Origin of the sequence: Pseudomonas sp. UBA7530, assembly GCF_002479365.1 — a bacterium.
GTDB lineage: Bacteria > Pseudomonadota > Gammaproteobacteria > Pseudomonadales > Pseudomonadaceae > Aquipseudomonas.
This window is the reverse complement of sequence record NZ_DLMS01000013.1, coordinates 453,201-477,796: the sequence shown is the minus strand read 5'-3', so window position 1 is coordinate 477,796 and position 24,596 is coordinate 453,201. Positions and strand designations below refer to the sequence as shown.

General features: G+C 55.4%; 23 protein-coding genes and 1 tRNA gene. 8 read left to right on the top strand and 16 right to left on the bottom strand.

Annotation, left to right across the window (positions count from 1 at the left end; genetic code table 11):
* Positions 1-275 precede the first annotated feature (275 nt).
* Positions 276-623, bottom strand: a complete 348-nt coding sequence (locus tag B2U07_RS22850) for a helix-turn-helix domain-containing protein (RefSeq protein ID WP_025297461.1) — start codon at positions 621-623, stop codon at positions 276-278.
* A gap of 175 nt (positions 624-798) precedes the next feature.
* Here B2U07_RS22850 and B2U07_RS22845 point away from each other — a divergent pair, with 175 nt between their 5' ends.
* The 4 genes from B2U07_RS22845 (at position 799) to B2U07_RS22830 (ending at position 3,805) form a co-directional block, all read left to right on the top strand.
* Entirely contained in the window at positions 799-1,812 is a 1,014-nt protein-coding gene (locus tag B2U07_RS22845) for a hypothetical protein (protein WP_296278012.1), read from the top strand.
* 7 nt (positions 1,813-1,819) lie between these two features.
* Positions 1,820-2,278 (top strand): hypothetical protein, encoded by a 459-nt coding sequence (locus B2U07_RS22840; protein WP_296278011.1) that lies wholly within the window; start codon positions 1,820-1,822, stop codon positions 2,276-2,278.
* 120 nt (positions 2,279-2,398) lie between these two features.
* The gene (gene radC / locus B2U07_RS22835) at positions 2,399-2,893 is read left to right on the top strand and encodes a RadC family protein (RefSeq protein WP_296278010.1); all 495 of its coding nucleotides are present in this window, start codon (positions 2,399-2,401) and stop codon (positions 2,891-2,893) included.
* 252 nt (positions 2,894-3,145) lie between these two features.
* Positions 3,146-3,805, top strand: coding sequence for an inovirus Gp2 family protein (locus tag B2U07_RS22830; RefSeq protein WP_296278009.1), 660 nt, complete (start codon positions 3,146-3,148; stop codon positions 3,803-3,805).
* A 66-nt stretch (positions 3,806-3,871) separates the two neighbouring features.
* On the opposite strand, the gene B2U07_RS22825 is transcribed toward B2U07_RS22830, so the two are convergent.
* Complete coding sequence (locus tag B2U07_RS22825; RefSeq protein WP_079453006.1) at positions 3,872-4,057, bottom strand: helix-turn-helix transcriptional regulator; 186 nt, start codon at positions 4,055-4,057, stop codon at positions 3,872-3,874.
* A gap of 92 nt (positions 4,058-4,149) precedes the next feature.
* Here B2U07_RS22825 and B2U07_RS22820 point away from each other — a divergent pair, with 92 nt between their 5' ends.
* The 4 genes from B2U07_RS22820 to B2U07_RS22805 are packed head-to-tail and all read left to right on the top strand — an operon-like array spanning position 4,150 to position 7,856.
* Positions 4,150-4,716 carry a hypothetical protein gene (locus tag B2U07_RS22820; protein WP_296278008.1) on the top strand — a complete coding sequence of 189 codons (567 nt, stop codon included), beginning with the start codon at positions 4,150-4,152 and terminating at the stop codon, positions 4,714-4,716.
* Positions 4,713-6,086, top strand: coding sequence for a 7-cyano-7-deazaguanine synthase (locus B2U07_RS22815; RefSeq protein WP_296278007.1), 1,374 nt, complete (start codon positions 4,713-4,715; stop codon positions 6,084-6,086). Before B2U07_RS22820 ends, B2U07_RS22815 begins: the two co-directional genes overlap by 4 nt.
* The gene (locus B2U07_RS22810; protein WP_296278006.1) at positions 6,083-7,252 is read left to right on the top strand and encodes an XRE family transcriptional regulator; all 1,170 of its coding nucleotides are present in this window, start codon (positions 6,083-6,085) and stop codon (positions 7,250-7,252) included. The genes B2U07_RS22815 and B2U07_RS22810 overlap by 4 nt, the downstream gene beginning before the upstream one ends.
* Positions 7,227-7,856: a hypothetical protein gene (locus B2U07_RS22805; RefSeq protein WP_296278005.1), complete on the top strand. Its 630-nt coding sequence runs from the start codon at positions 7,227-7,229 to the stop codon at positions 7,854-7,856. Before B2U07_RS22810 ends, B2U07_RS22805 begins: the two co-directional genes overlap by 26 nt.
* A 72-nt stretch (positions 7,857-7,928) precedes the next feature.
* On the opposite strand, the gene B2U07_RS22800 is transcribed toward B2U07_RS22805, so the two are convergent.
* The 14 genes from B2U07_RS22800 to thrS all read right to left on the bottom strand — a co-directional run bounded on the left by B2U07_RS22800 (position 7,929) and on the right by thrS (position 24,586).
* Positions 7,929-8,987, bottom strand: coding sequence for an HNH endonuclease (locus B2U07_RS22800; protein WP_296278004.1), 1,059 nt, complete (start codon positions 8,985-8,987; stop codon positions 7,929-7,931).
* Complete coding sequence (locus B2U07_RS22795; RefSeq protein WP_296278003.1) at positions 8,987-10,768, bottom strand: restriction system-associated AAA family ATPase; 1,782 nt, start codon at positions 10,766-10,768, stop codon at positions 8,987-8,989. The genes B2U07_RS22800 and B2U07_RS22795 overlap by 1 nt, the downstream gene beginning before the upstream one ends.
* Positions 10,765-12,366, bottom strand: a complete 1,602-nt coding sequence (locus tag B2U07_RS22790; protein ID WP_296278001.1) for a restriction endonuclease subunit S — start codon at positions 12,364-12,366, stop codon at positions 10,765-10,767. The genes B2U07_RS22795 and B2U07_RS22790 overlap by 4 nt, the downstream gene beginning before the upstream one ends.
* Complete coding sequence (locus B2U07_RS22785) at positions 12,363-14,066, bottom strand: HsdM family class I SAM-dependent methyltransferase (protein ID WP_296277998.1); 1,704 nt, start codon at positions 14,064-14,066, stop codon at positions 12,363-12,365. The genes B2U07_RS22790 and B2U07_RS22785 overlap by 4 nt, the downstream gene beginning before the upstream one ends.
* 14 nt (positions 14,067-14,080) lie before the next feature.
* Positions 14,081-16,879: a DEAD/DEAH box helicase family protein gene (locus tag B2U07_RS22780; RefSeq protein ID WP_296277996.1), complete on the bottom strand. Its 2,799-nt coding sequence runs from the start codon at positions 16,877-16,879 to the stop codon at positions 14,081-14,083.
* A 261-nt stretch (positions 16,880-17,140) separates the two neighbouring features.
* Positions 17,141-17,217: transfer RNA gene (locus B2U07_RS22775), tRNA-Pro, on the bottom strand.
* A gap of 75 nt (positions 17,218-17,292) precedes the next feature.
* The gene (locus B2U07_RS22770; protein ID WP_013716019.1) at positions 17,293-17,649 is read right to left on the bottom strand and encodes a MerR family transcriptional regulator; all 357 of its coding nucleotides are present in this window, start codon (positions 17,647-17,649) and stop codon (positions 17,293-17,295) included.
* On the bottom strand, positions 17,630-17,932 hold the full coding sequence (gene ihfA, locus B2U07_RS22765) for an integration host factor subunit alpha (RefSeq protein ID WP_003243414.1): 303 nt from the start codon (positions 17,930-17,932) through the stop codon (positions 17,630-17,632). Before ihfA ends, B2U07_RS22770 begins: the two co-directional genes overlap by 20 nt.
* A 3-nt stretch (positions 17,933-17,935) precedes the next feature.
* Positions 17,936-20,314, bottom strand: a complete 2,379-nt coding sequence (gene pheT / locus B2U07_RS22760; protein ID WP_275547676.1) for a phenylalanine--tRNA ligase subunit beta — start codon at positions 20,312-20,314, stop codon at positions 17,936-17,938.
* A gap of 44 nt (positions 20,315-20,358) precedes the next feature.
* A complete protein-coding gene (gene pheS, locus B2U07_RS22755; RefSeq protein WP_197858937.1) occupies positions 20,359-21,375 on the bottom strand; it encodes a phenylalanine--tRNA ligase subunit alpha in 1,017 nt (338 codons plus the stop codon).
* Positions 21,376-21,471: 96 nt separating this feature from the next.
* Positions 21,472-21,828, bottom strand: coding sequence for a 50S ribosomal protein L20 (rplT, locus tag B2U07_RS22750; RefSeq protein WP_003243409.1), 357 nt, complete (start codon positions 21,826-21,828; stop codon positions 21,472-21,474).
* A gap of 29 nt (positions 21,829-21,857) precedes the next feature.
* Positions 21,858-22,052 (bottom strand): 50S ribosomal protein L35, encoded by a 195-nt coding sequence (rpmI, locus tag B2U07_RS22745; protein ID WP_003461222.1) that lies wholly within the window; start codon positions 22,050-22,052, stop codon positions 21,858-21,860.
* Positions 22,053-22,112: 60 nt separating this feature from the next.
* A complete protein-coding gene (gene infC, locus B2U07_RS22740) occupies positions 22,113-22,646 on the bottom strand; it encodes a translation initiation factor IF-3 (RefSeq protein WP_197858938.1) in 534 nt (177 codons plus the stop codon).
* Between the two features lie 17 nt (positions 22,647-22,663).
* Positions 22,664-24,586, bottom strand: a complete 1,923-nt coding sequence (thrS, locus tag B2U07_RS22735; protein ID WP_275547675.1) for a threonine--tRNA ligase — start codon at positions 24,584-24,586, stop codon at positions 22,664-22,666.
* Positions 24,587-24,596: the final 10 nt, after the last annotated feature.

Genomic DNA, 24,596 nt, shown 5'->3' with positions numbered 1-24,596 from the left:
GGCGCAAGCCTGCTCCCTGCTGCTGGGAACGCTAGGCGGCTTCCTGGACGGCTGTTCAAAGATGCGCGTGCAGAGCAACACGCACCGAAACCGCGATATCGGCGACACGTTTCAGATGGGACTCGAACGGCTTACACGCGCCGTAGAAAGCGCAACCTCTGGATGCGCACAGGGCTGGGAATTTGCCCAAGACCTTCAGCGTTATCACTTCGGAGAATTCGAGTGCCTTTGCCTGCGCTGTGGTGCACGTTTCGACCAGCAGCCTAGCGACACCCTTACGCCTCAGCCAGGCGATCCGCCAACTGCTCGACCAGCCCCAGGATCAACTGACGATCCGCAGGTGAGACCGTAGCCAGCATACGACTGATCCGTTGCGCCTGATCATCGGTTCGCGGGCTTGCTTCTGTCAGCAGATCCGCGGCCTCGCACTCAAAGATGGCGGCGAACTCCAGCAACCGAGAAATGTTGGGGATGACGATACCCCGCTCAATGCGGGAAATCGCCTCGCTGCCAATGCCAAGCCGCTCCGCCACATGCTCTTGCGTCATACCGGCGCGGACACGCTGCTTGGCAATCGCTCGACCTACAGCTTCGGCCAGGTGCTTCTGATCAATCTCGGACATGTCGCCTCCCATCTCGACCTGGATGGTTGGCTAACCACTTATTGACATGAAGGACTCAAAAAGTTGAACCTCAACCCTTAAAGTCCAAAGACAACCTAAACACTCAGGAATCCCCCTGCAGGATGCAGCCCGCTTCAAACCCCTCCCTTTCATTTTCAAACCATTCGAGGATCACATGAACCTGCGAACGATCATTCTCGTGCCGCTTTTGCCCCTGGCCTTGGCCGGCTGCAATGAAGCCATCGATACCGTTAAGAACGGTCGAATGAAAATCAACCAGCAATACACCGTCGACCAGGCGTTCAGCAATCGGAGCATCTGCGACAGCGTCGATTGGGACGTCATTACCGATGACAGAAACAGAGAGCTTGTTCAGTACAAGTGCCATATCACCGGCATCGAGTCGTACTACGAACAGGAAAAACAACGTATCCGGGAGAACTTGCTGAGCGGCTTCGACATGCAACGACGTGCTGCCCAAGTCCACCTTGAACCAGCGCGCATGGAGGTGGAAGCCGCCGAGAACGCGCTGAATAAACCGCGGCCTGCCAACACTGCAACCTTGGACAGCGACCGGCTCACCGACCTGATGGCCCGGGAGGATCTGCTCTCCGAAAACGCCCCCTCTCGCTCGCTTCAGAACTATTCCGGCAGCCCAGAGGTTGCAGCAGCTGCACAGCGTTACTTCTTGAGCTACACGCGAGACACAACCTCCCCTCAGTTCGCTGCGCACAAGCAAAACGAACAGGAGCTGCTTCGGGCCATGGCGGCTGAACGCGAAAAGGTTCAAGCCCAGATTGCTGAGGAGCGGGCTCGCCTGAACGAAGTCCAGAATGCTCGCGGGCAAGAATCGGTGGCTCACGCTCAGCAGCGCCTGAACCGGGCAACGGAGCTTTATGAAAACCTGCAGAACTCCGTTGCTGCCAAGCTTGAGGAGCTGGATGCCCAGCACGCCGCAAAGCTGGAGCAATTTGACAATGCCGCCACCATAGAGTCAGTTGCCGAAATCTTTGAGTGGGTCGTCAAGGATGACGAAATCGAACTCGTTTGGTCGGGGCTGGAGGGTACTTACAGCGACGGGCAGATCAAGAGGTTTGGCCACATCGATCGGCTCAGCAGCCTTCAGGACGTCTACCGCAATAACGTGAAGACCTATTCCGACCTACGCCAAAAAGCACCGCTGCTGTAGGTGCCCCATGAAGCGACTGACCGCACTTGTTCCGATATTGCTGCTGGCCTCGATGAACGTTCAGGCCAATGCCTACTGTGATTCCAGGCGATCTGCTCAAGAGGTTGAGACCTGCTATCGGCAATCCCTGACGGCGCTCAAACGAGCTGTCGACAAGGGCTTCAATAAAATCATGAACAGTCCTAACTACAGCGAAGCAACCAAGCAGCGTGTTCAGGAGGAGCATCACGTTTGGGAGCAGAGCGTCCAGACCAACTGCCAGAACTACGCTTGCGTTGAATATCAGTTCCAGGGCCGACTACTTCATCTGGGTCGAATAAAAGCAGCTCCCTCAGCGATGGATGCTGAGGCGTGCCTGGATGCCTGGATCGCTGCCTATCGCCAAGATGAAGGAGACGAAGTCACGATCATCCACGACCAAATCACCGAGTGGCAGCAATGGTGTAGCGAAGGCCGCTTGCCCTGATGCCCCACTGACAAAGCTGATCTGAAATACGGGTTCAGCTGATCCCCCTCAAACCGCCAGATCACTCGATGGTCCGGCGGTTTTTTTATGCCCCTACAAACACAGCCGAATGGAGGTCCTATGACTGCCAAATTCAAGGCCGGCGAGTCCGCTGGCACCTACATCGCCGAAGCACCGGTGACCGAAGCCGATATCGTGGAAATGGCTCAACACCTGGCCAGCAAGCGGCTGCGCAAAGGCCAGGCCTTGCACCAACCCAAGGAAGTCTTCAGCTACCTGCAACTCCTGCTGCAGGACTATGAGCATGAGGTATTTGCACTGCTACTGCTGGACAGCAAACACCGTGTCATTCGATTCGAGGAGCTGTTTCGCGGCACCCTGGATAGTGCCAGCGTCTATCCCCGCGAAGTCGTCAAAGTAGCGCTAGAACACAACGCAGCAGCCATGGTGTTGGTGCATAACCACCCTTCCGGTGATCCGGAGCCAAGCCATGCAGACCGTGTCCTGACCAGCAGACTCAAGCAAGCACTCGAGATGGTGGGCGTACGCACGCTAGACCACATCATCGTGGGAGCTGAAGGCTGCGTATCGCTTGCCGAACTCAATCAAATATAAATCCACACCTGAGCCATATAAAAAACGGGGTGCGGTCGCCTCCCGCACCTATTTATTTTTTTGTAAAAAACAACACACCCACCGCTATCTATTAGTGATATTTCTCAAGACCAAAATAGCAAACAAAAGAAAATAACAAAGCCACCAATAGCAAGACTCCCAACTAGAAAACAATCACAGCAAGTGCTCGGTAAATAGTTTTATGCTTTACATACCCATACACACTAACCACTAATACAGAATGACCAGCAGATGAAAAGACATAAGATAAACACTAACTTATCACTCCACTACAACGATACTTACCAAGGCCTACCAGTCATGGTAGGCAAAGGTCCCTTCGTAGTTAATCATCTCTTTCAACTACAACACCTCATGGTAAGTGCTCTCACCCGTCACCACAGGATTTACGCTATACGATTTGATCTACGCCTACCCAAAGATAAGTCAGCACGCCCCATCGATGCGTTGACGAATAACGTAATTCAGCGGTTCTACGCCTCTTACAAAAATAAAATACAGATTGATCGTAAACGAGCTAAGTCCGCTAACAGTAGAGCTCATGACAGCAACGTTCTATATGCCTGGGCAAGAGAAATTGCAAGCCAAGAACAGCAACACTATCACGGAATAGTTTTCCTCAACCATGATGCTTACAATAGCCTTGGAACCTTCGAACTAGGTAGAAGAAACAACTACAACCGCCTTGTGGAATCTTGGGCCAGCGCACTCAAGATACCCGTTGAAAAAGCTGCTGGTTTGGTGCACATACCTAAAAACGCAACCTATCGGATAGACATTGATGACAGGGAAAGCCAGAAGCGCTTCTTCAGGAGAGCCAGTTATATTTGCAAAGCAGCGACCAAGCAGTACGGTAATGGGCAGCATGGGTTTGGTTGCAGTCGATGTTGAGCAGGTGGGTAACTTCTTTATTTCACCCACCCACTGCAACCCTGCAGAACACCCGCCAGGAACAATTTAGGCCGTGTTGCGCGCCTCAATCCTCGATTGAATCCAAGCAGTGACCTCGTTCTCAATCCAACCAACGCTTCGCCCCGTCAAGGGCACAGACTGTGGAAACATGCCTGACCCTATCAGCTTATAGATAGTGGATCTGGCCAATCCGGTAGAACTGATTACCTCTTTCAAGCGAATGATTCTCAATTTCTCACCTCCTGCTATCAACCTTGACAATGTCATATTTTTACATAAAATTACTGACATTGTCAGAAACGGTGATCACCGGAGGCTGGACGATGAGCGACGGACCACACAGAAGCTTGCCGATGCGAAAGCCTTGGAAAGATCTGGCCATGCGCGGCGACAAGGCCGCCTACAGCGCCAGTGAAGTAGCAGAGGCCGCAACCAAAGCCCTCGCCAGCGATTTCAAGATGGAGGTTTCCTGGGAACTGACCCAAGAGCTGAAATCTATTTTTTCCGGTCGTGACAATTCCCTCATGCTCCCTGAGATTGCGCTTGCTCAGCTAAATGATGCAAACGCTCTTGCTGCTGGATCAGTGTTTGGAAGAAATGTCGTGGCATGCAGCATTGAGCTCATCCATGAAGGCAAATTCGGTTCAGATGCGTTTCATGAAGCTGTAGGCCTTGCTGCCAAAATTCGTGGACTAGCAACCGTGCGCTCTGTTGAAGAGCACTACCTGAGAGAGTCCAACCACAGGCGAGCGGACCATGTGAGCACGCGTATCTCCGACGCAATCTGCGGACTCTCAGAAAACCAACTGGGCTTGATTCTGTTGGGCCCAGCACCGGTCTCTCAGCGCTCAAGAAAAATGACCGGCTTGGACGCAGGAGTATCGCTTTGAAAAAATTCTCACCGCTGAAGGAGATGGCTGTTGATGTGGTCGAATCCGGCGTACGCCCACGAAAAGGCATGCTGCCCTGCCATCTCGGACAGAACATCAATTTCGATCTAGAAGCTCTCGCATCCTTCTCCTCGCAAAAATGGCAACCCAGGGTCTATGACGCCCTAGTCGTGGCCGCTGCCGTTGAGTTTTGTGATCGCACTCTTACCCGCAGCACAATGAACTGGGGGCGGCGTTTTGTTGTACGCATTCCAGTTCATGACCACGAAAAATGGTCAGAAAATGCAGTTACCGGAGCACTAGTGGAGGCACTGAACCTTCTTACCGGAGATGCCTGGCATTTCGAGTTTCACGCTCGAAAAGCTCCCGCAGAACCACCAGTTCAAGATCACATGCAGTTCCCATCCAACGCGGAAGCGGTCATTGCCTATAGCGATGGCATGGACTCCCGTGCGGTAGCCGAGCTGGAAAGCAAGCGCTTAGGAAAACGCTTGGTTCGCGTGAGAGTAGGCAGCAAGCAGCACGATATCTCCAGGAAGGAACGTCTCAAAATCCCGTTCACGGCACTCCCCTATTCAGTGAAGCTTGATGACCGCAAAAATACTGAAACTAGCGCCCGAAGCCGCGGATTCAAATTTGCTGTCGTATCTGCAATGGCGGCATACCTAGTTGATGCACCAGCAACCATCGTTCCTGAAAGCGGCCAAGGCGCACTCGCACCGGCCCTCCTTCCAGTTGGTCATGGATACGAGGACTACCGAAACCATCCGGTCTTCACCAAGCTGATGGAGCGATTTGTTAACGCGCTACTCGACTATCCGATCCAATTCCAATTCCCCCGTCTATGGAAAACGAAAGGCGAAACCCTGCGCGAGTTTGTCGAAACCTGCGGAGATGGAGCTGGCTGGGCAACTACCAGATCTTGTTGGCAGCAGTCGCGACAAACTGCCGTTCTAGGCTCACGGCGACAATGTGGCATTTGTGCTGCGTGCATCCTCCGTCGCCTAAGCGTACATGCCGCTGGCTTGAATGAAGCGCCGGAGACCTACGTGTGGGAATCGTTGAGTGCAACGGACTTTGAAGCTGGAGCAGCAAAAGACTTCAGCAGACAAACTCAAGCCTTGCGAGAATATGCCATCGCAGGGGTGCTCCATTTCGAGCACCTTTCTTCTATTAGGGAATCCACGCAGTACGAACTGATCAAACGCCTCAGGACGAACGAGCTAGCTCGTGCTTTGGCTGAAACGCCACAAACGGTGGCGGAGAATTTTGACCGGCTCTTGCAACAACATGCCATGGAATGGTCAGCGTTTACGAACGACCTGGGACCAGAGTCGTTCGTGAGAAAATGGATAGATCACGCATCATGACCAAACCAAATTACGAACTCAGCCCAGTAGAGCTAGGTGAACGACTGAAGGTTGCGCGGGAAACCGCGAACATCACCCAAGATGCTGCCGCTAAGGCAGTAGGCGTTGCGCGCACCACGCTTGTGGCCATTGAGAAAGGGCAACGTACTGCTCGGCTCGATGAAATCCAGGCACTTAGCCGCTGCTATGGCGTATCTGCCAACTCGCTGCTGCGACAGGAAGCCATTCATGTGGATCTTGTTCCACGCTTCCGCTCGCTTCCGGATACCAATGAGGTAGGTGTCGAGCAAGCTGCGCGGATGCTGAACGATCTCGTCAGAGCTGAGGTTGAGCTTGAAAATGTGCTCGGTATTCAGAGAGCACATAACTACCCTGCAGAGAAAACTATCCTTCCTGGTGATGTCCGCAAGCAGGCGGAGCACGATGCACAAAGCCTGCGAAACTGGCTGGGGCTCGGCGAAGGACCAATTCAGGACATCTTTGCGCTTTTGGAGCTACAGCTAGGCGTGCGAGTCTATAGCCGAAAACTCGCCCCCAAAGTCTCTGGGCTGTTTGCTTATGACGACGCCGTTGGTGCTTGCATACTAATCAATGCCAATCACCGAAAAGATCGTCGAGCCCAAACCAGTGCTCATGAGCTTGGTCACTTTATCGCGACCCGTCGCCGGCCAGAGGTCTATCAAGACGAGAAATATGAAAACTCCCGTGAGGAGCGATACGCGAATGCATTCGCGAGTGCATTTCTTACGCCAGCCCGGGCCGTCATGGAGAAATTCAAGGAGTTGACCATTGGCTCAACCCATCTCACTCGCAGACACATCATCCTGCTTTCAAGCTTTTTTGGCGTATCCCGCCAAGCGATGGTGATGCGCCTTGAAGAGCTTAGCCTGACTAAAAAAGGAACCTGGGACTGGTTCATGGATAATGGCGGCATTACCGATGAGCAAGCCCGTCAGGTCCTGGGAGATACTGTATTTGACTCGATCCCTGCTGATGTGACGCAATCGTCACGACTCTTCTTGCTGGCGATCGAAGCATGGAAGAAAGATCTAATCAGCGAAGGCCAGATGTCAGAGATGCTGAAGCTTGATCGCGAGAGAGTGCGTGAATTGCTTGATGAGGCAGAAGAGGACGAGGTAGATGACCTTTTCAAGCTGTCTCATTAACCAGAGAGCTGCGCTCGTCCTGGATGCTAGCGTAATCATAAATCTGCTGGCGACGGGGCATGCGAACACTATCTTGCAAGCATTAGCCGTCCCTCTCTATGTAACCGACTACGTCGTGCGCGAGATCGAGCAAGGCGCAGTGAATGGAAGGCCAGAACCAGCGCTGCTTGCTGAACTGATCAGCAACCAAGTCTTGATAATCAAGGAACTGACAGGAACCGCCTTAGAAGATTTCTTTGGGATGGTATCCGGACATACCTCTAGTTCGCTTGGCGACGGCGAGGCGGCTACTTTAGCCCTCGCATACAGAAATGGATTCTCTGCCGCGATTGACGAAAAGAAAGCTACCCGGATCGCAGAAGAACGCTTTGAGGCCCTACAGCTAGGCACAACCGTCGATATTCTTGCGTCCCCACAAGTACAGCGCTTGTTGGGAAGAGAAGCGCTAGCCACCGCAATACTTCGAGCGCTACAGCGAGCAAGGATGCAAGTTAGGGAACACCAATTTGACTGGATTGCCCAACTAATTGGCCTGGAAAACGTAAAAGCATGTCCGAGCCTGAGGCGACATGCCAAACGACTGGCCCCTGCACTTAATTTTTAAGCGAGATCAGCATCACCATTATTTTCATGTAGGCTTTTAATGAAATGCTGTCGCTTTTTTTCAGAGGAGACCTCACAGCACCCCAACCGCTCTGCAAGCCTCAAGAAATGGCTTCTTAAGGAAATTGCAGTCAGCGTATGGTCGGCGTTGGGTTTGACGCGCCAAGGTCGTTAGAAACTCAGCAGGATCACGCCCCTTCTCTTTCCATTCATCCAGCACCTGCTCTAACCAGTACTTACCGTCATTTTCTCCGCAGACTTTCGCCTTGTAACGCTCATCTATTCCATACAGATCCCTCCATGTATCAATTTCCTCATTGATAGCAGCAGGTCCGAATTGCAGCTGTATGTCTGCAGACTTCAAGTTCTCGATGTCGGAATGTTGCAAGACCACCTGAATATCCACGGGCTGCAGCGCAGCTGCGAATGGATAGAAGGCCTTGCGCCGCCCCGCCCGATTGCGGACAGGATCCTTGCTGAGCTTGTAGGTGCTGTTGCACTCGTGGCAGGCGGGTGCCAAATTGCGAAAATTGATCGAGTTAAACGGATACAGCGCCTTGGGCAAGAAGTGGTCGTAAGCCTCGCGCTTGCTGTGATGCTCACCCTTAATATCACCAATGCCGCAAAACGGGCATTTTCCTGCCTTATTGGTGGACACAAAGGCTTGATAGTGATCGGCGATGTCACCAATCTTGGCGCGCAACGCAGCGAGATCTAGCAACGACTGAGAGTAAAGCCCTTTGAAGAAGACGGCAAGTTGCTCGCTAAGGTCTTTGTGGATAACGGCGATATCAGCGTAGCGTACGAGTCTCGCAGTTGGATCATTGGCACATATTTTCTCCAAATCGTTATTACCCTGGTACCACTGCTGAAACTGATTAATCTGTGCAGCGGTCAGCACCGAAAACATTCCGTAGATTCGTTCCACATGACCGTAAAAAAAATCAGCGCCTTGTGCGTCGGAGTAATAGAACGCATCCATCACTTCGCGTAACTCTGCGTTGGCGTCGAACAAGTGCAGACCAAATGGGCCGCTTGCCCAAGCCTTGCACCAGACCTCATGAAAAATGAAGTCAATGAACGCCTGCATCTTTTCCATCTGGTGCGGTACATAAGTGTACGGAAACAGCATCAGCTCTGTGCCTCCCCATCTTCTGGCTGATCATCGTCAAGGATAGCCTTGATCAGCAGCACTTTTTCTACAGAGTCGCCTAGTTGCTGGTGAATCTCCGTGATCAACGACTCTTTGTCTTCGGCTCCCTCTTCTAAACGTGCGCGGAACGCCTCCAACAATGCCTGCGCATGACCGCCAATGGTTTCGCGCTTGTTGAAGGTGTTCATCGTGATCTTATTGATGGAGGCGCCCAGCGTGTTGTAGTCAGGGTGGCGGATGCTGACCACGCCGCTGGCTTTGTCCTTAGCAAACACCAGCACCTTGTCCGGCTTACTGTCGGAGATCAAAAAAGGAGTGTGGGTGGTGATCAGCATTTCCTGCGCAAACTCACCCTTGCCAGGTAGGCACTGGCGCAAGCGGCTGATGAAGCTGGCGCGCCATTCTGGATTGAAGTGCGTCTCGGGCTCGTCGAGCAGGAATAGACTGTTGGTGTCACGGAACAGTAGGCACAGGCCCAGGCTGTGCAGCAGCTGGTGCTCGCCGTCCGATAACTCCTTGAGCAGCATTGGTTCAGCTACGCCCTGTTTGGTGAAGCGCACGAGCTTGAAGCGCATGACGCGCTGGTCAGAGGCCAGCGTCGGGATCGTCTCACTGACATAGTGGCTAGTCGAGGTGTACAGGTCCGCCTTGAGCGCATCACTGACCGAATACAGATTCAGCGTCAGCAGCACTTGCAGTGCTTGGAACAGAGATAGCGCGGAACCGTCGAAATTATCTCGGAAGGCGTATTTCGTCTGCTCATTGACCCAATAGTCCAGAATCAGCGTATCGGTGGCCTCATCATGGAAATGCAGGGTGGAGCAACGCTTGAGCTTTTCAATGATAGAGGTACGTTCGTCGCCCTCTAGCCCATGCAATAACTTGAGGCGGTAGTCACCAGTCTCCGGATCGAGGTCTATGACGGAATTGTCTGCGAAGTAGCCCTCCTCCGTATAACCGGGCAGGACGTAGTCCCCTGAAGTAAATGCCTCTGCTTGTTGGCGCGTCAGCGGGATACTGCGCCGAATGAGGATGCGAAATTCCGTGAGCTCCTTAATGCCGACATCTTCCCGAAAGGGTTGAAGTGTTGCCTCATCATGAAACAGCAGGTTGCAAAGGAGGATGGCCTGGCTGAACCCGTTATCAAGGTAGGCCAGTCGTACATCAGGGCGACCGGGATAAGGAAGTTTTTTGGCCAGTGCTGTCCAGTACTCGTCAAACTGCACGAAACGCATTTTGAAAAACGGCAGACTGAGGATTTCGTTCTCTCCAGAGGAGTAGCCCAGCACGTACTCGGGTAACAGAATGTCGGCATGGCCGCTTCCGAAAGCCTCATACACATCGGTGCTGAAGTCGCCTTGGTTCTCCCACAGAAATCGAACCGATTCCCCAACATTTTTCCACACACCCACTTTCGCCCATTCCGGGCTGTCGGAGGTACAGTACTCAGCAGGCACGCGGATCAGGTAATCCAGCTCAAATGAAACGGGCGAAAAATCCAACGCCTCATCTTGCAGTGCTTCGGGCAGAAAGCTGCGGCGCACACGCAAGACTTCCAGCTGATAGAAGATCGCTGCCAAGGCTTCGAGTAGGTTGGATTTACCACTGCCATTCGGACCGGCGCAGACAAAAGGTGCAAAGCCCGCGGGCTCCGCCAATTCGTTTTGCAAGCTCCACTCGGTCCGGAAGTGATGTTCAAAACCACAAGGCAGGCTGCGAAATCCTTTCGGGTCGGTGATCTTAAGGCGCAGCAGTTTCATGCCTGAGCAGCCTTAAGCTCGACCATGTTCCCGAAGATAGGTTTACCGCTCTCTTTCTCGTGGTCAGTGATGTTTCGCCACTGCTTAAGATGCCCAGCGGTCAACGCCTCGAATACCCAAGACTTGATGTGTTCGTAGGCATCGGCACCCAGCTCAAAATCATTCTCCGGATGTAATTCTGACAATCGGTTTTGCGCAGCGACGATGAAGCGTTCTACAGAGAAAGCTGTACTGCCCAACTGCGCACAGTAGGTCTCCAGCCAAAAGTGCAGCAGGGGTTGCAGCTGTTCGTGGTTCTCCAAAGCGGGCAATAGCAACTTGGTTTCCGGCAGTTTGATCGCCGGCGCAGTAGTCGGCGTAGGCAAAGCAACGGCCATGAGGCTCTCTCCTTCGATGGAGAGCGCAGGCAACACCACCCGCGACAAATCCAGCTCTCCCTTGAAGGCCTTCTGACTCAATGCACCGTATAGGGCTTCGAGGCTGTAGAGACTTTGTTGATAGCTGGACTTCAACTGGTCTACTTGTTCATGGATATCTGCGAATCTATTTTGCAGTTCGATTGGCGGGCGCTTTATCTTGGTTTCTTTGATGATCCCCAAGTTCAAACCGCTCATAATTGCCCCTCTGTTCTTGCTGGCGAATTGCCTCAGAACAAATGGACTGGAGTGGATGGAGTAGGACAAGAACAGAGGATTGGCCACTTCTCGGTTCAAAGTAATTGCCGCAAGGTGCTTGGTGTTGATAGCAACTGGAATATCGTCAGGAATTACTGCCGAACGACCGATGGTTCCCATAATTGTGACAATGACGTCGCCCGGAAAGATTCGATAACCCTGAAGCTCCTGGTACTTTTCGTCGGATATGAAACGACGCTCCCCCCAGGCAAATCTATTCTGCACAGCATTATCTATGCCAAGTACTGCCACATCGCCGTCTGAAGTAAACTCACTATGGAGCAAATTTGAACCAAAGGGCCCAGTTCTCATCGCACCTTTATGATTGGCAGCAAGCTCGCGAATTTCAACCTGCGGCCAAGCATCATGACCGGGACAGGTCGGCCCAAACATATCCAGAAACACGCTCTTAAGCAGATCGTCTAGCTGTCGCAGGTGCTGTTTGCGCCGAGCTATCAACCCTTCCACTTTACCAAGCAGATGAGCAATGCGGATTTGGTCGTCAAAATCAACCGCTGGAAGCGGAATACTTTCTAGCGCGCTTCTATTGATGTGCGGAATCGTCGCGCCTGTAGCGGTTTTTCGCAGAAACCCGAACTTCGACTTTAGGTACAATCCAAGAAAAGGCGTGAATAGGCGAACGCCTGTCTTGAGTCGAAGACGTGCAATCGTGCTGCCGATGTAACCACTCTTGCCAAAGCCAATCGTTCCTGCATTGGCGCCATCCCATGCAATCAGCACATCATCTGGCATTGCCTCCACGCCATTTGAATCGTCAGTGTATCGAATCAAATCATCATTTCGGAGATCGTCGATACCAATTAAACGTTTCGCAGCTTTCGATGGTGACTCGGATACCTCGTGTTTTTTACCTTTAGCGATTGAAATGGCCGAGCCTAGGGTTGGCGACTTCAATTCATTCATCCCACCATCCCCTTCAGCTCCAGCAGATCGCGCACGATGCCGCTCTGCACCTTGGCCAGATCAGCTTCATCCACATCGCCCACCTCGGCCTGAAGCAGACGATCCAGAATTACGTCCGGCGCGTCGTAGCGCACCTCTTCAAACACGTTGTCCTTGTAGCGCGAGAATGAGAGGTCATAGCCTTCGTCTACGATCTCGCCGCGTGGCACCATGAAGCATTTGGCCGTGCGGTCGTTATCTGCGGTAACTCTTCTGGCGTGGTACTTGGCAATAATGTCTTGCAGGTCACCAAAGCCTTCTTGCTTGCTGCGTCTGTCGTCGAGCGAATAACCATCGGCGGCCATCTCGTAAAACCAAACCTGTTCAGTGGCAGGCTGGTTGACCTTGTCTTTCGGCCCCCAGACCTTGGTGAACAGCAAAATAGCGGTGCTGACCCCAGCATAAGGCCTGAACACACCACTGGGCAGGGTGATCACTGCCTTGAGGTCGCAACGCTCCACCAGCAACTGGCGCAGCGCCTTGAACGCGCCGCCAGAGCCGAACAACACGCCCTGCGGTACGATCACGCAGGCGGTACCGCCCTTCTTGAGCAGGCGGTAGATGTTCTCGACAAACAGCAGCTCAGTCTTGGTGGTGGCCAGTTGCAGGTTTTCGTTGATATCGCCCTTGTCGATACTTCCGGTGAAGGGCGGGTTAGCCATCACGATGTCGTATTCGGATTCCTCGGTGTAGCTCTTGCTGAGAGTGTCCTTGTAGTCAATGTGCGGCTCGTCGACGCCATGCATCATGAGGTTCATCAGCCCCAGACGCACCATAGTGGCGTCGATATCGTAGCCATAGAGGGTTTCTTGCAGAATGTTTTTTGCCTGCTCAGTTAGAGCGGAGGCAACCGAGGTGCGCACGAAGCCATCTTCATCGGGCGTAAGGCTGTTAGTGCCCGCCTTGATGGCAAGCTGGGTGACGATGTACTGATAAGCCCCAAGCAGGAAACCACCGGAGCCACAGGCCGGGTCGGCGATCTTGTGGCCCAGTTGCGGCTGCACTAGGTCTGCCATTAATTTGATAATGTGGCGCGGGGTGCGGAATTGGCCGTTCTTGCCTGCGGTAGCGATTTCCGAGAGCAGGAACTCGTAGACATCGCCCTGGATATCCTGAAACGCCTGACCGTTCTCGTGCGAATCGCGCTCCATCACCTCGAAGATCTCATCGATAGTCTTCACCGCCTCGACCAGTAGGGCTGGCTTAGGGATGATGAACACGGCATTTTTCATATGGTGCGTGAAGTTGGACTCCGCGCCATTCAGGTCTTTGAGGAAAGGGAACACCTTGCCCTGAACGTGCTGCAGCATCTCTTCGGCCTGCATACGCTTAAATTCGCTCCAGCGTAGGGTGCTCTTTTCGATGCCGTACTGGCGCCGGTCACGCGCAAGGATTTCGACTAAATCCATCGCGCTCTCACGGCCAGTGAGCTTTGTTCGATGCTCCGGTGGTACCCAGACGCCATCAAACTTCGATGTGTACTCTTCATCTGTCCATTTGGCGTCGGACTGGCGCTTGAGATCTTGTTCATCCAGTCGCTTCATGAACAGCAAGTAGGTTATCTGCTCGATGGCAGTGAGCGGATTGCTAATACCGCCGCTCCAAAATTTATTCCAGAGCTGGTCGATCTTACTTTTGAGTTCGGGGTTGTTCTGTAGCATGGGTCACTCTTCTTTTAGGCTGCCAGCCGTTCGGTCAGCTGCAAGATTTCGTTAATTTCGGCGGGGCTAAAAACGCCCCGAATACCCTGCGGGTGAATGACCGTAAAGGGGGCGCTGATCAGATCTTTCTTCTCCACTTTTTCGCGCTCGATGATGAAGCCCCTCAGCAGATTGAGGAACTCCATCTGCCGGCTGCTGAGCGTGGTGTGGGCGCGGATGAATTGGTCAAAAGCGGCTCTGACCTCGTCCGGGAAGCTCCTGAGCACTTCGATCCCCAGGATGTGGCGGATGAACTGGATGAAGTGCGCCTTGCGGTTCTTGTAGACCTGACGCAGTAGGTCTTCGGTAATGTGCGGGTGCTCTTCGTGCAGCAGCTCGGCCAGTTCGCTAGCCTCTTCGCTGCTCACTGCCTCGCCGTTCTTGATCTTCTGCAGCACCAGATTGTGCGCAGTGAGTTCGGCAATCAGGCTTTCCACCATTTCGCGGTATCGGGTTATGCTGACCGCCTCGTGCTGCGGGCCGAACTCCACCCATTCCTTCTTGTGCAGCTCATCGGCCAGATCGAGGTGGGTTTGTTCCTGGCCGGTGGAATGCTCGCGGAATTTCATCAGCGGGCCAAGTTTGGCGACTAGTTCGTCGAAGGCGTCTTCATCCGCCTTGGCCCAGTAGTGGCTGGTTTGGGCGGCGCGGATCAGGGCTTCTTCTTGCTTCACGAAGCCGACCGACAGCGGCAACTCACTGATCTGCTCGACGATGCCTTCCTTGAGGGTGTCGGCCTGTTCCTTTTCTTCGCTCAATACAGCCAGCGAGTACTCCAGCAGGTCGCGTTCGAAGCGCATGGCCTTGAAGTCGGCCTCGGACACAGTGCGGAACAGCGGCTTGATTTCTGCGCGCAGGAACTCCAGCCGGTCGTGGCTGAGGCTGATCCAGAAGTTGTCGTCGTCCAGCCGCGCCAGTGCAGCAGCGGCTTCCTTGATAACCACCGACTCTTTGGGTAGCGCCGCGATCTGCAGACGGAGCTTGGCAACTTCTCGCGCAGCGATGTCGGCATGGCTGCTCTCGTTGGCCCTTTCGATTTTGTCGAGGCGCAGGCCCACCAGCCGCACCGGCAGCGGCAACTGCGGTTTGAGCTCCTTGCCCTTGGGGTTGAGCTTGAAGTATTCGAAGTTGTCCCAACAGTCGAGGATCAGAAACACATCCTTCTCAAGGCACCAGGGCTTGGGCTTGCTGGTTTCCAGCAGGCGTGTGCCGCGCCCGACCATCTGCCAGAACTTGGTGTAGGAGTAGACCGGTTTGGCGAATACGAGGTTGACGATTTCGCGCACGTCGATGCCGGTGTCGAGCATGTCCACGCTGATGGCAATGCGCGGCATGTCGTTGTTGGTGAATTGATCGAGCAGCCCACCTTTACCGTAGACGCGCGGGTCATCCGACACCAGCACCTTTGCAAGCTCACCGTGGTGCTGCGGGTAGAGCTTGTCGAAGATCTCTTCCATGCGCCGGGCATGGGCCTTGGTGGCGCAGAAGAATATGGTCTTGCCCGGTAGCACGCCGTTGGCGTCCTTGATGGCCTCTTCCATGAACTCGCGGACGATCAGGGTATTAGTGCCCTTGTTGATCACCTGTTTTTCAAGCTGGCTGCCCTCGAAGTTGATGTCTTCAACTTCCTTGCCTTGGAGGATCAGCTTCTTCTGGTCCTCCAGCGAAATGGTGCGCTTGCTAATGCCTTCCATCTGGAACTTAGTCTGAATCTTCATGACCTGAAAGTTGCAGAGATAAGGCGGCACGTTGTTCACGGCCTCTTCATAGGTGTAGGCAAACGTGGGAATGCCGTCTTCGCAATGGAAAAGCTGGAAGGTGTTGTGATCGATGATGTCGGTAGGCGTGGCCGTCAGGCCAAGCGTGATGGCCTTGAAGTAGTCGAGCACTTCGCCGAACGTGTTGTAGATGGAGCGATGGCTTTCATCGACGACGATGAAGTCGAAAAAGTGCGGCGACAGGTGCTGTGCCTCATCCCGGATGATATTCAGCATCGTCGGGTACGTGGCAACGTACACACGGCGGTCTGTGGCAATCAGCTTTTCGCCCACATTGGGCCAACGCGGCTCATTGGGCATGTGCTCCTTAAAGGCGGCCAGTGCCTGTTCGCGTAAAGCGATGCGATCCACGAGGAATAGCACTTTTTCTGCATGCCCGGCGCGCATCAAGGCATCGACCATGGCAATGCAGGTGCGCGTCTTACCGGTGCCGGTGGCCATCACCAGCAGGAAATCACGCTTCTTCTGCTCGATACCATCAAGCACCGAGCGAATCGCTCGGATCTGGTAGTCGCGCCCGGCGATCGAGGTGTTTATGAACTCCTGCGTCAACGGCTTGCGATTACGACGGATGTAGGCAAAGCGCTCCAGGTCGTCGCGGGTGGGAAAGCCGACCACCTTGCGCGGTGGGGCGTTCTCCAAATCCCAGAAATACAGATCATGGCCGTTGGTGTAGAAGCAGAACGGCAGTTCACCGCCCAGCTGCTTCTGGATGTTGTAGCAGTACTGCTTGGCCTGCTCACGGCCAATGGCGGCATCACGACTTGTCTTTTTGGCCTCGATCACTGCCAGCGGCTTGCCGTCTTTTCCCAGCAAGACGTAGTCGCTGAACTGGCGCCCCTCGTAGAGCGTGCGAGGCTCGGCCACACCATCGGGCAACTCGGTGAGGATGTCGAATTCCTCGACAACCTGAGTGGGGTCTTTGACGCTCCAGCCAGCCAGGGCGAGTTGATCGTCAATCAACTCAGACCGGGTTTGCGCTTCGGTTTTGGTCATGAGTAGCGTCTTCCCTGTTTTCGCGCACGGCTGGAAGTCAGTTGTTATGTGAAACTGCTATGACTGGAGCTATTCAGGACGTGGCGTCGCGTCGGCTGAGGCATCTACCTCACTCTGTATCCTAATCTCGCAGGCTGACGAAGCCAATCTCAATTGGCAACCAATTGGCAACCAGAACGCGTCGAAGCATAGGTAAAGCAGAAAACATCAAGCATAAAAAAATCCAGCCACCGCTAAGTGGCTGGATTTTCTAGGGTTTTTTGGTCGGGACGGAGTGATTCGAACACTCGACCCCTTGCACCCCATGCAAGTGCGCTACCGGGCTGCGCTACGCCCCGACGATGCTTCCGAGTGACCGGAAACGGGAGGAACTATACATTAAGCTTTTGAAATAAGGCAACTTTTTCTTCGCCTTACTTCTTCAGTACGTGCAGCACATCTTCGAGCTCGGCGATCATCTGCTTGATCAGCTGACGATACTGGGTGGTGTCGTCCTTGGCCTCATCGCCGGAAAGACGCTGACGCGCCCCGCCGATGGTAAAGCCCTGGTCGTACAGCAACGCCCGAATCTGCCGGATCATCAGCACGTCCTGGCGCTGGTAGTAGCGGCGGTTGCCCCGCCGCTTGACCGGGTTGAGCTGCGGGAACTCCTGCTCCCAATATCGCAGCACGTGGGGTTTGACCGCGCAGAGCTCACTAACCTCACCAATGGTGAAGTAGCGTTTGCCGGGAATTGCCGGTAATTCGTCGTTATGACTTGGTTCCAGCATAGGCCTCGACCCTGGCTTTCAATTTTTGCCCTGGACGAAAAGTGACCACACGGCGAGCCGTGATTGGAATCTCTTCCCCTGTTTTCGGGTTACGGCCCGGTCGCTGGCGCTTGTCGCGCAAGTCGAAGTTACCGAACCCGGAAAGCTTGACCTGTTCGTTCAGCTCAAGAGCCTGGCGGATCTCTTCAAAAAACAGCTCCACCAGTTCCTTGGCTTCCCGTTTGTTCAGGCCGAGCTCTTCATACAGACGTTCCGCCATTTCAGCTTTCGTCAGAGCCCCCATACGCTACTTCCTTAACGTGGCGTTGAACCTTTGTTCGAGGCAGGTGAGGATATTTTGCGTAGTAGTACTCACCTCATCGTCATTAAGAGTGCGCGATGGATGTTGCCAGGTCAAGCCGACCGCAAGGCTTTTTCTAAGCGGATCAATGCCTTTACCGTGATAGACGTCAAATAGCTTGAGGTCCGTCAGCCATTCGCCCGCCGTTTCTCGGATAGCCGACAGCACGGCCTCGGCCGGTTGCTCGCGATCGACCAGCAACGCCAGATCGCGACGCACCTCGGGGAAGCGCGACAGCTCGCTGAATGCCGGCATGCGACCGGCGGCAACTTCCGCCAGCACCAGCTCAAACAGGAACACTGGCTGATCCAGCCCAAGGGTCTTGGCAAGCTCCGGGTGCAAAGCACCGATGAAGCCGATCAGGCGCCCTTCCCGCTCGATGCGAGCAGTCTGGCCTGGGTGCAGAGCAGGATGCTCGCCCGGCACGAAGCTGAAGGCATCAGCTGCGCCGGCATAACCCAGCAGCGCTTCTACATCGGTCTTCAGGTCGTAGAAGTCGACGCTCTCGCGACTGTTGGCCCAGCCTTCCGGCAGACGACTGCCACTGATCACGCCAGCGAGCATGGCTTCCTGCTGCAGGCCTTCCAGCTGACCGACAAAACGCAGACCGCTCTCGAACAGGCGCACGCGCGACTGCTGACGATTGAGGTTGTGCTGCAGCGCCTTGACCAGACCCGGCCACAGCGAGGAGCGCATGGCAGCCATGTCGGCCGAGATCGGGTTAGCCAGTTGCAGCGGCTCGACGCCCGGCGTGAACAGTTCGAACAGCTTGGGATCGATGAAGCTGTAGGTGATCGCTTCCTGATAGCCACGGGCAACCAGCAGGCGGCGCAACGCGGGTAACTCGGCCCGCGCCTCGGCCTTGGCCTGCGGCGCGAGACGCGCCTGCGGGTAGCGCACCGGCAGGCGGTTGTAACCGTACAAGCGGCCCAGCTCTTCGATCAGATCCACTTCCAAGCTGATGTCGAAACGGTGACTGGGCACACTGACCTGCCATTGACCGGCGCCCTGAGCGCTGACACTCAGACCCAGCGCAGTGAGCAGGCGCTCGACTTCAGCGCTGTCCATGTCCATGCCCAACATCTGGCTGATGCGTTCGGCACGCAGGGTGATCGGCGCCACGCTCGGCAGATCGGCCTCGCTGCTGACTTCGATGATCGGGCCGGCTTCGCCACCGACGATCTCCAGCAGCAGCGTAGTCGCACGCTCCATCGCCTGACGCGCCAATTGCGAATCCACACCACGCTCGAAGCGGTGCGAGGAATCGGTGTGCAGGCCATAGGAACGGGCCTTACCGGCGACAGCGATATTGTCGAAGAAGGCGCTTTCCAGGAACAGGTCGCGCGTCTTGTCGCTCACGCCGCTGTGCTCGCCGCCCATCACGCCCGCGATGGCCAGAGCACGACCATGGTCGGCGATGACCAGGGTGTCGGCGCGCAGGCTGACTTCCTGGCCGTCGAGCAGCACCAGCTTCTCACCCTCTTCAGCCATACGCACGCGGATGCCGCCATTGATCTCGGCAAGGTCGAAAGCATGCATCGGCTGACCGAGTTCGAGCATCACGTAGTTGGTGATGTCCACCGCTGCATCGATACTGCGGATATCGGAGCGACGCAGACGCTCGACCATCCACAGCGGAGTCGGGCGAGACAGGTCGACGTTGCGCACAACACGACCGAGATAACGCGGGCAAGCCTTGGGCGCCAGCACCTCGACCGGACGCACGTCGCCATGCATAGGCGCAGCGGCTTCGATGGCCACCGGCGAAACTGCGGCGCTGTACATGGCGCCGACTTCACGGGCCAGGCCGGCGAGCGACAGGCAGTCGCCGCGGTTAGGGGTCAGGCCAATCTCGATGCTGGCGTCGTCTAATTGCAGATAGGCGCGAATGTCACTGCCAACCGGCGCATCGGCCGCCAGTTCCATCAGGCCGCTGTTGTCTTCGCTGATCTGCAACTCGGAAGCCGAGCACAGCATGCCCTGAGACTCCACGCCGCGCAGCTTGGCCTTCTTGATCTTGAAGTCACCCGGCAACTCGGCGCCAATCATGGCGAACGGAATCTTGATGCCGGCACGGGCATTGGGCGCGCCGCAAACGACTTGGAAGGTCTCGGTGCCATTGCTCACCTGGCACACACGCAGCTTATCCGCGTCCGGGTGTTGCTCGGCACTTAGGATCTCACCGACCACAACGCCACTGAAGGCACCGGCAACCGGCTGCACGGCATCGACCTCAAGGCCGACCATGGACAGGCGCGCGACCAGATCGTCACGGGATACGTCGGGATTTACCCAACTGCGCAGCCACTGTTCACTGAATTTCATGTTGTCTGTTCTCCTTAAACGAATTCGATCACGAGGGTCGGCTGCTAGCGAAATTGCGCCAGGAACCGCAGGTCGTTATCGAAGAACAGGCGCAAGTCATTGACGCCATAACGCAGCATGGCCAGGCGCTCGACGCCCATACCGAAGGCGAAGCCGGAGTATTTCTCCGGGTCGATGCCACTCATGCGCAGCACATTCGGATGCACCATGCCGCAGCCCATCACTTCCAGCCAGCCGGTCTGCTTGCACACACGGCAACCCTTGCCGGAACACATCACGCACTGCATGTCGACTTCGGCCGACGGCTCGGTGAAGGGGAAGAAAGATGGACGGAAACGCACGCCCAGCGGCTTCTCGAAGAACACGCGAAGGAACTCTTCGATGGTGCCCTTGAGGTCAGCGAAGCTGATGTCCTCGTCGACCAGCAGGCCTTCGACCTGGTGGAACATCGGCGAGTGAGTAATATCGGAGTCGCAGCGATAGACGCGGCCGGGGCAGACAATGCGGATCGGCGGCTGCTGCGATTCCATGGTGCGCACCTGCACCGGCGAGGTATGGGTGCGCAGCAGCATGTTCGCGTTGAAATAGAAGGTATCGTGCATCGCCCGCGCCGGGTGGTGGCCGGGGATGTTGAGCGCTTCGAAGTTGTGGTAGTCGTCTTCGACTTCCGGCCCCTCGGCAACGCTGTAACCGATGTGGGTGAAGAACTGCTCGACACGTTCGAGCGTGCGGGTGACCGGGTGCAAGCCGCCGGAGGTCTGGCCGCGGCCCGGCAGGGTCACGTCGATCCGCTCGGATGCCAGCTTCTCGGCGAGCAAAGCCTGCTCAAGCACGGATTTGCGGGCATTCAGGGCGTCTTGCACTTGGTTCTTGGCGGTGTTGATCAGGGCACCGGCTTTCGGCCGCTCTTCAGCCGACAGCTTGCCCAGAGTCTGCATCAGGGCGGTCAGTTCGCCTTTCTTGCCAAGGTATTGAACCCGGAGCTGTTCCAGGGCATTGACATCTTCGCTTTGTTGCACGGCCTCGAGCGCTTGGGAGACCAATGCATCCAGATTTTCCATTTACAGACTCCAGATACGAAATAGGGGAAGAGCTGTTAAGGCTCTTCCCCTATCTTTGACGTTGCCACCGGGCGAACCCGGTGATTGTCGGGGGACTTAAGCCAGAACGGCCTTAGCTTTCTCGACAATCGCAGCAAACGCCGCTTTTTCGTTCACTGCCAGATCAGCCAGAACCTTGCGGTCGATTTCGATCGACGCTTTCTTCAGGCCAGCGATCAGACGGCTGTAGGACAGACCGTTGACGCGAGCACCAGCGTTGATACGAGCGATCCACAGTGCACGGAACTGACGCTTGCGCTGACGACGGTCACGGTAGGCGTATTGGCCTGCCTTGATCACCGCCTGCTTGGCGACGCGGAACACGCGCGAACGCGCACCGTAGTAGCCCTTGGCGAGCTTCAGGATTTTTTTGTGACGAGCACGAGCGATAACGCCACGCTTAACACGAGCCATGAGTAATTACCTCTAAGTATCTTGACCGATTAACGAACGCGCAGCATGCGCTCGACTTTAGCTTTGTCCGACGGGCCGATCAGCGAGCTGCCACGCAGCTGGCGCTTACGCTTGGTGGACATTTTGGTCAGGATGTGGCTCTTGAAAGCGTGCTTGTGCTTGAAGCCTGTAGCAGTCTTCAGGAAGCGCTTTGCAGCACCGCTCTTGGTTTTCATTTTTGGCATGTTTAGTACTCCGCATTCATTAACAACTGATAACCATCAGGCCTGCCAGTGCCCGGGAGGTTATTTACGCTTCTTGGGAGCGATGACCATCATCAGCTGGCGTCCTTCCAGCTTAGGATGCTGTTCGACGGTGCCGAGCTCGATCAGGTCTTGTTCGACCCGCTTGAGCAGCTCCATCCCCAGCTCCTGGTGGGCCATCTCACGACCGCGGAATCGAAGCGATACCTTGGCCTTGTCCCCATCTTCAAGGAAACGTACCAGGTTGCGTAGTTTTACCTGGTAATCCCCTTCTTCCGTCCCTGGACGAAACTTGATCTCTTTGATCTGCTGCTGATGCTGGTTCTTCTTGGCAATAGCAGCCTGCTTTTTCTTTTCGAACAGGTGCTTGCCGTAGTCCATGATGCGGCAAACCGGTGGCACCGCATCAGCGGAGATTTCCACCAGATCCAGCTTGGCATCCTCGGCAGCGCTCAGCGCTTCTTCGATGGAAACCACACCAATCTGCTGGCCGTCCGCGCCAATCAGACGAACTTCACGCGCAGTGATGTTCTCGTTGATCGGCGCCTTGGGGGCGGCCCGCTTGTCCTGTCTCATATCACGCTTAATAGTTCTTACTCCAAATCTTGGCGACCACGCCGGGAAACCGCTTGCTGCAACTGCGCGGCGAACTGCTCGATAGGCATTGACCCCAGGTCGACGCCTTCGCGGGTGCGCACAGCAACGGATCGTGTCTCGACTTCCCGATCTCCGATAACCAAGAGATAGGGAACCTTGAGCAAGGTATGCTCACGGATTTTAAAGCCGATCTTTTCGTTTCTCAAGTCAACCTTGGCACGAAAACCGCTTTGATTGAGAGTTTTCTCTGCTTCACGGGCAAAATCGGCCTGTTTATCAGTGATATTCATGATCACGGCCTGGGTCGGCGCGAGCCAGGCCGGGAAAGAGCCGGCGTAGTGCTCGATCAACATACCGATGAAGCGCTCGAACGAACCGAGGATCGCACGATGCAACATGACCGGGCGCTTACGGTTGTTGTCTTCAGCGATATAGCTGGCATCCAGGCGCTCCGGGAGGTTCGGATCGTACTGCAGCGTGCCGCACTGCCAGTTACGACCCAGACAGTCACGCAGCGTGAACTCGATCTTCGGACCGTAGAAAGCGCCCTCACCCGGCTGGTATTCCCACTCCAGGCCAGATTCGTTGAGCGCATCGGCCAGCGCACCTTCGGCGCGATCCCACAACTCTTCGGAACCCACGCGCTTGGCCGGGCGAGTCGACAGCTTCATGGCGATATCGGTGAAGCCGAAGTCCTTGTAGACATCCAGCGTCAGCTTGATGAAGTCGGCCGCTTCCTTCTTCACCTGTTCTTCGGTACAGAAGATGTGCGCATCATCCTGCACGAAGCCGCGCACGCGCATGATGCCGTGCAGCGCACCGGACGGCTCGTTACGGTGACAGGCACCGAACTCGGCCAGACGCAGCGGCAGGTCGCGGTAGGACTTAAGCCCCTGATTGAACACCTGCACGTGGCACGGGCAGTTCATCGGCTTGACCGCGTAGTCGCGATTTTCCGAGGCCGTGGTGAACATGTTCTCGGCGTAGTTGGACCAGTGACCGGAACGCTCCCAGAGAATACGATCGACCACCTGCGGCGTCTTGATCTCCTGGTAACCATTCTCGCGCTGCACCTGGCGCATGTACTGCTCAAGCACCTGGTAGACGGTCCAGCCATTGGCATGCCAGAACACCATGCCCGGCGCTTCTTCCTGCAGATGGAACAGATCCAGCTGCTTGCCGATACGACGGTGATCGCGCTTCTCGGCCTCTTCGATGCGCTGGATATAGGCAGCCAGCTGCTTCTTGTCCGCCCAAGCGGTGCCATAGACGCGCTGCAGCTGCTCGTTCTTCGAGTCGCCGCGCCAGTAGGCACCGGAAATCCGGGTCAGCTTGAAGGCCTTGAGGAAGCGCGTGTTCGGCACATGCGGGCCACGGCACATGTCGACGTATTCTTCATGGAAGTAAAGGCCCATGGCCTTTTCGTCCGGCATGTCGTCGATCAGACGCAGCTTGTATTCCTCGCCGCGCGACTTGAACAGCTCGATGACCTCGGCACGCGGCGTCATTTTCTTGATGACGTCGTAGTCCTTGTCGATCAGCTCAGCCATGCGCCTCTCGATGGCCGCCATATCTTCCGGAGTAAAGGGACGGTCGATTGCGATGTCATAATAGAAGCCTTCATCGATGACCGGACCGATCACCATCTTGGCATTCGGGTATAGCTGCTTGACCGCATGCCCAACCAGGTGAGCACAGGAGTGGCGGATGATCTCCAGCCCCTCTTCGTCCTTCGGCGTGATGATCTGCAGGGTGGCATCGGTATCGATCACGTCGCAGGCATCGACCTGCCTGCCGTTTACCTTGCCAGCCAGGGTGGCCTTGGCCAGGCCCGCACCAATGGATTGAGCGACCTCCAGCACGGATACCGGATGATCGAACGAACGTTGACTGCCGTCGGGAAGAGTAATGATGGGCATGGCGCCTCCT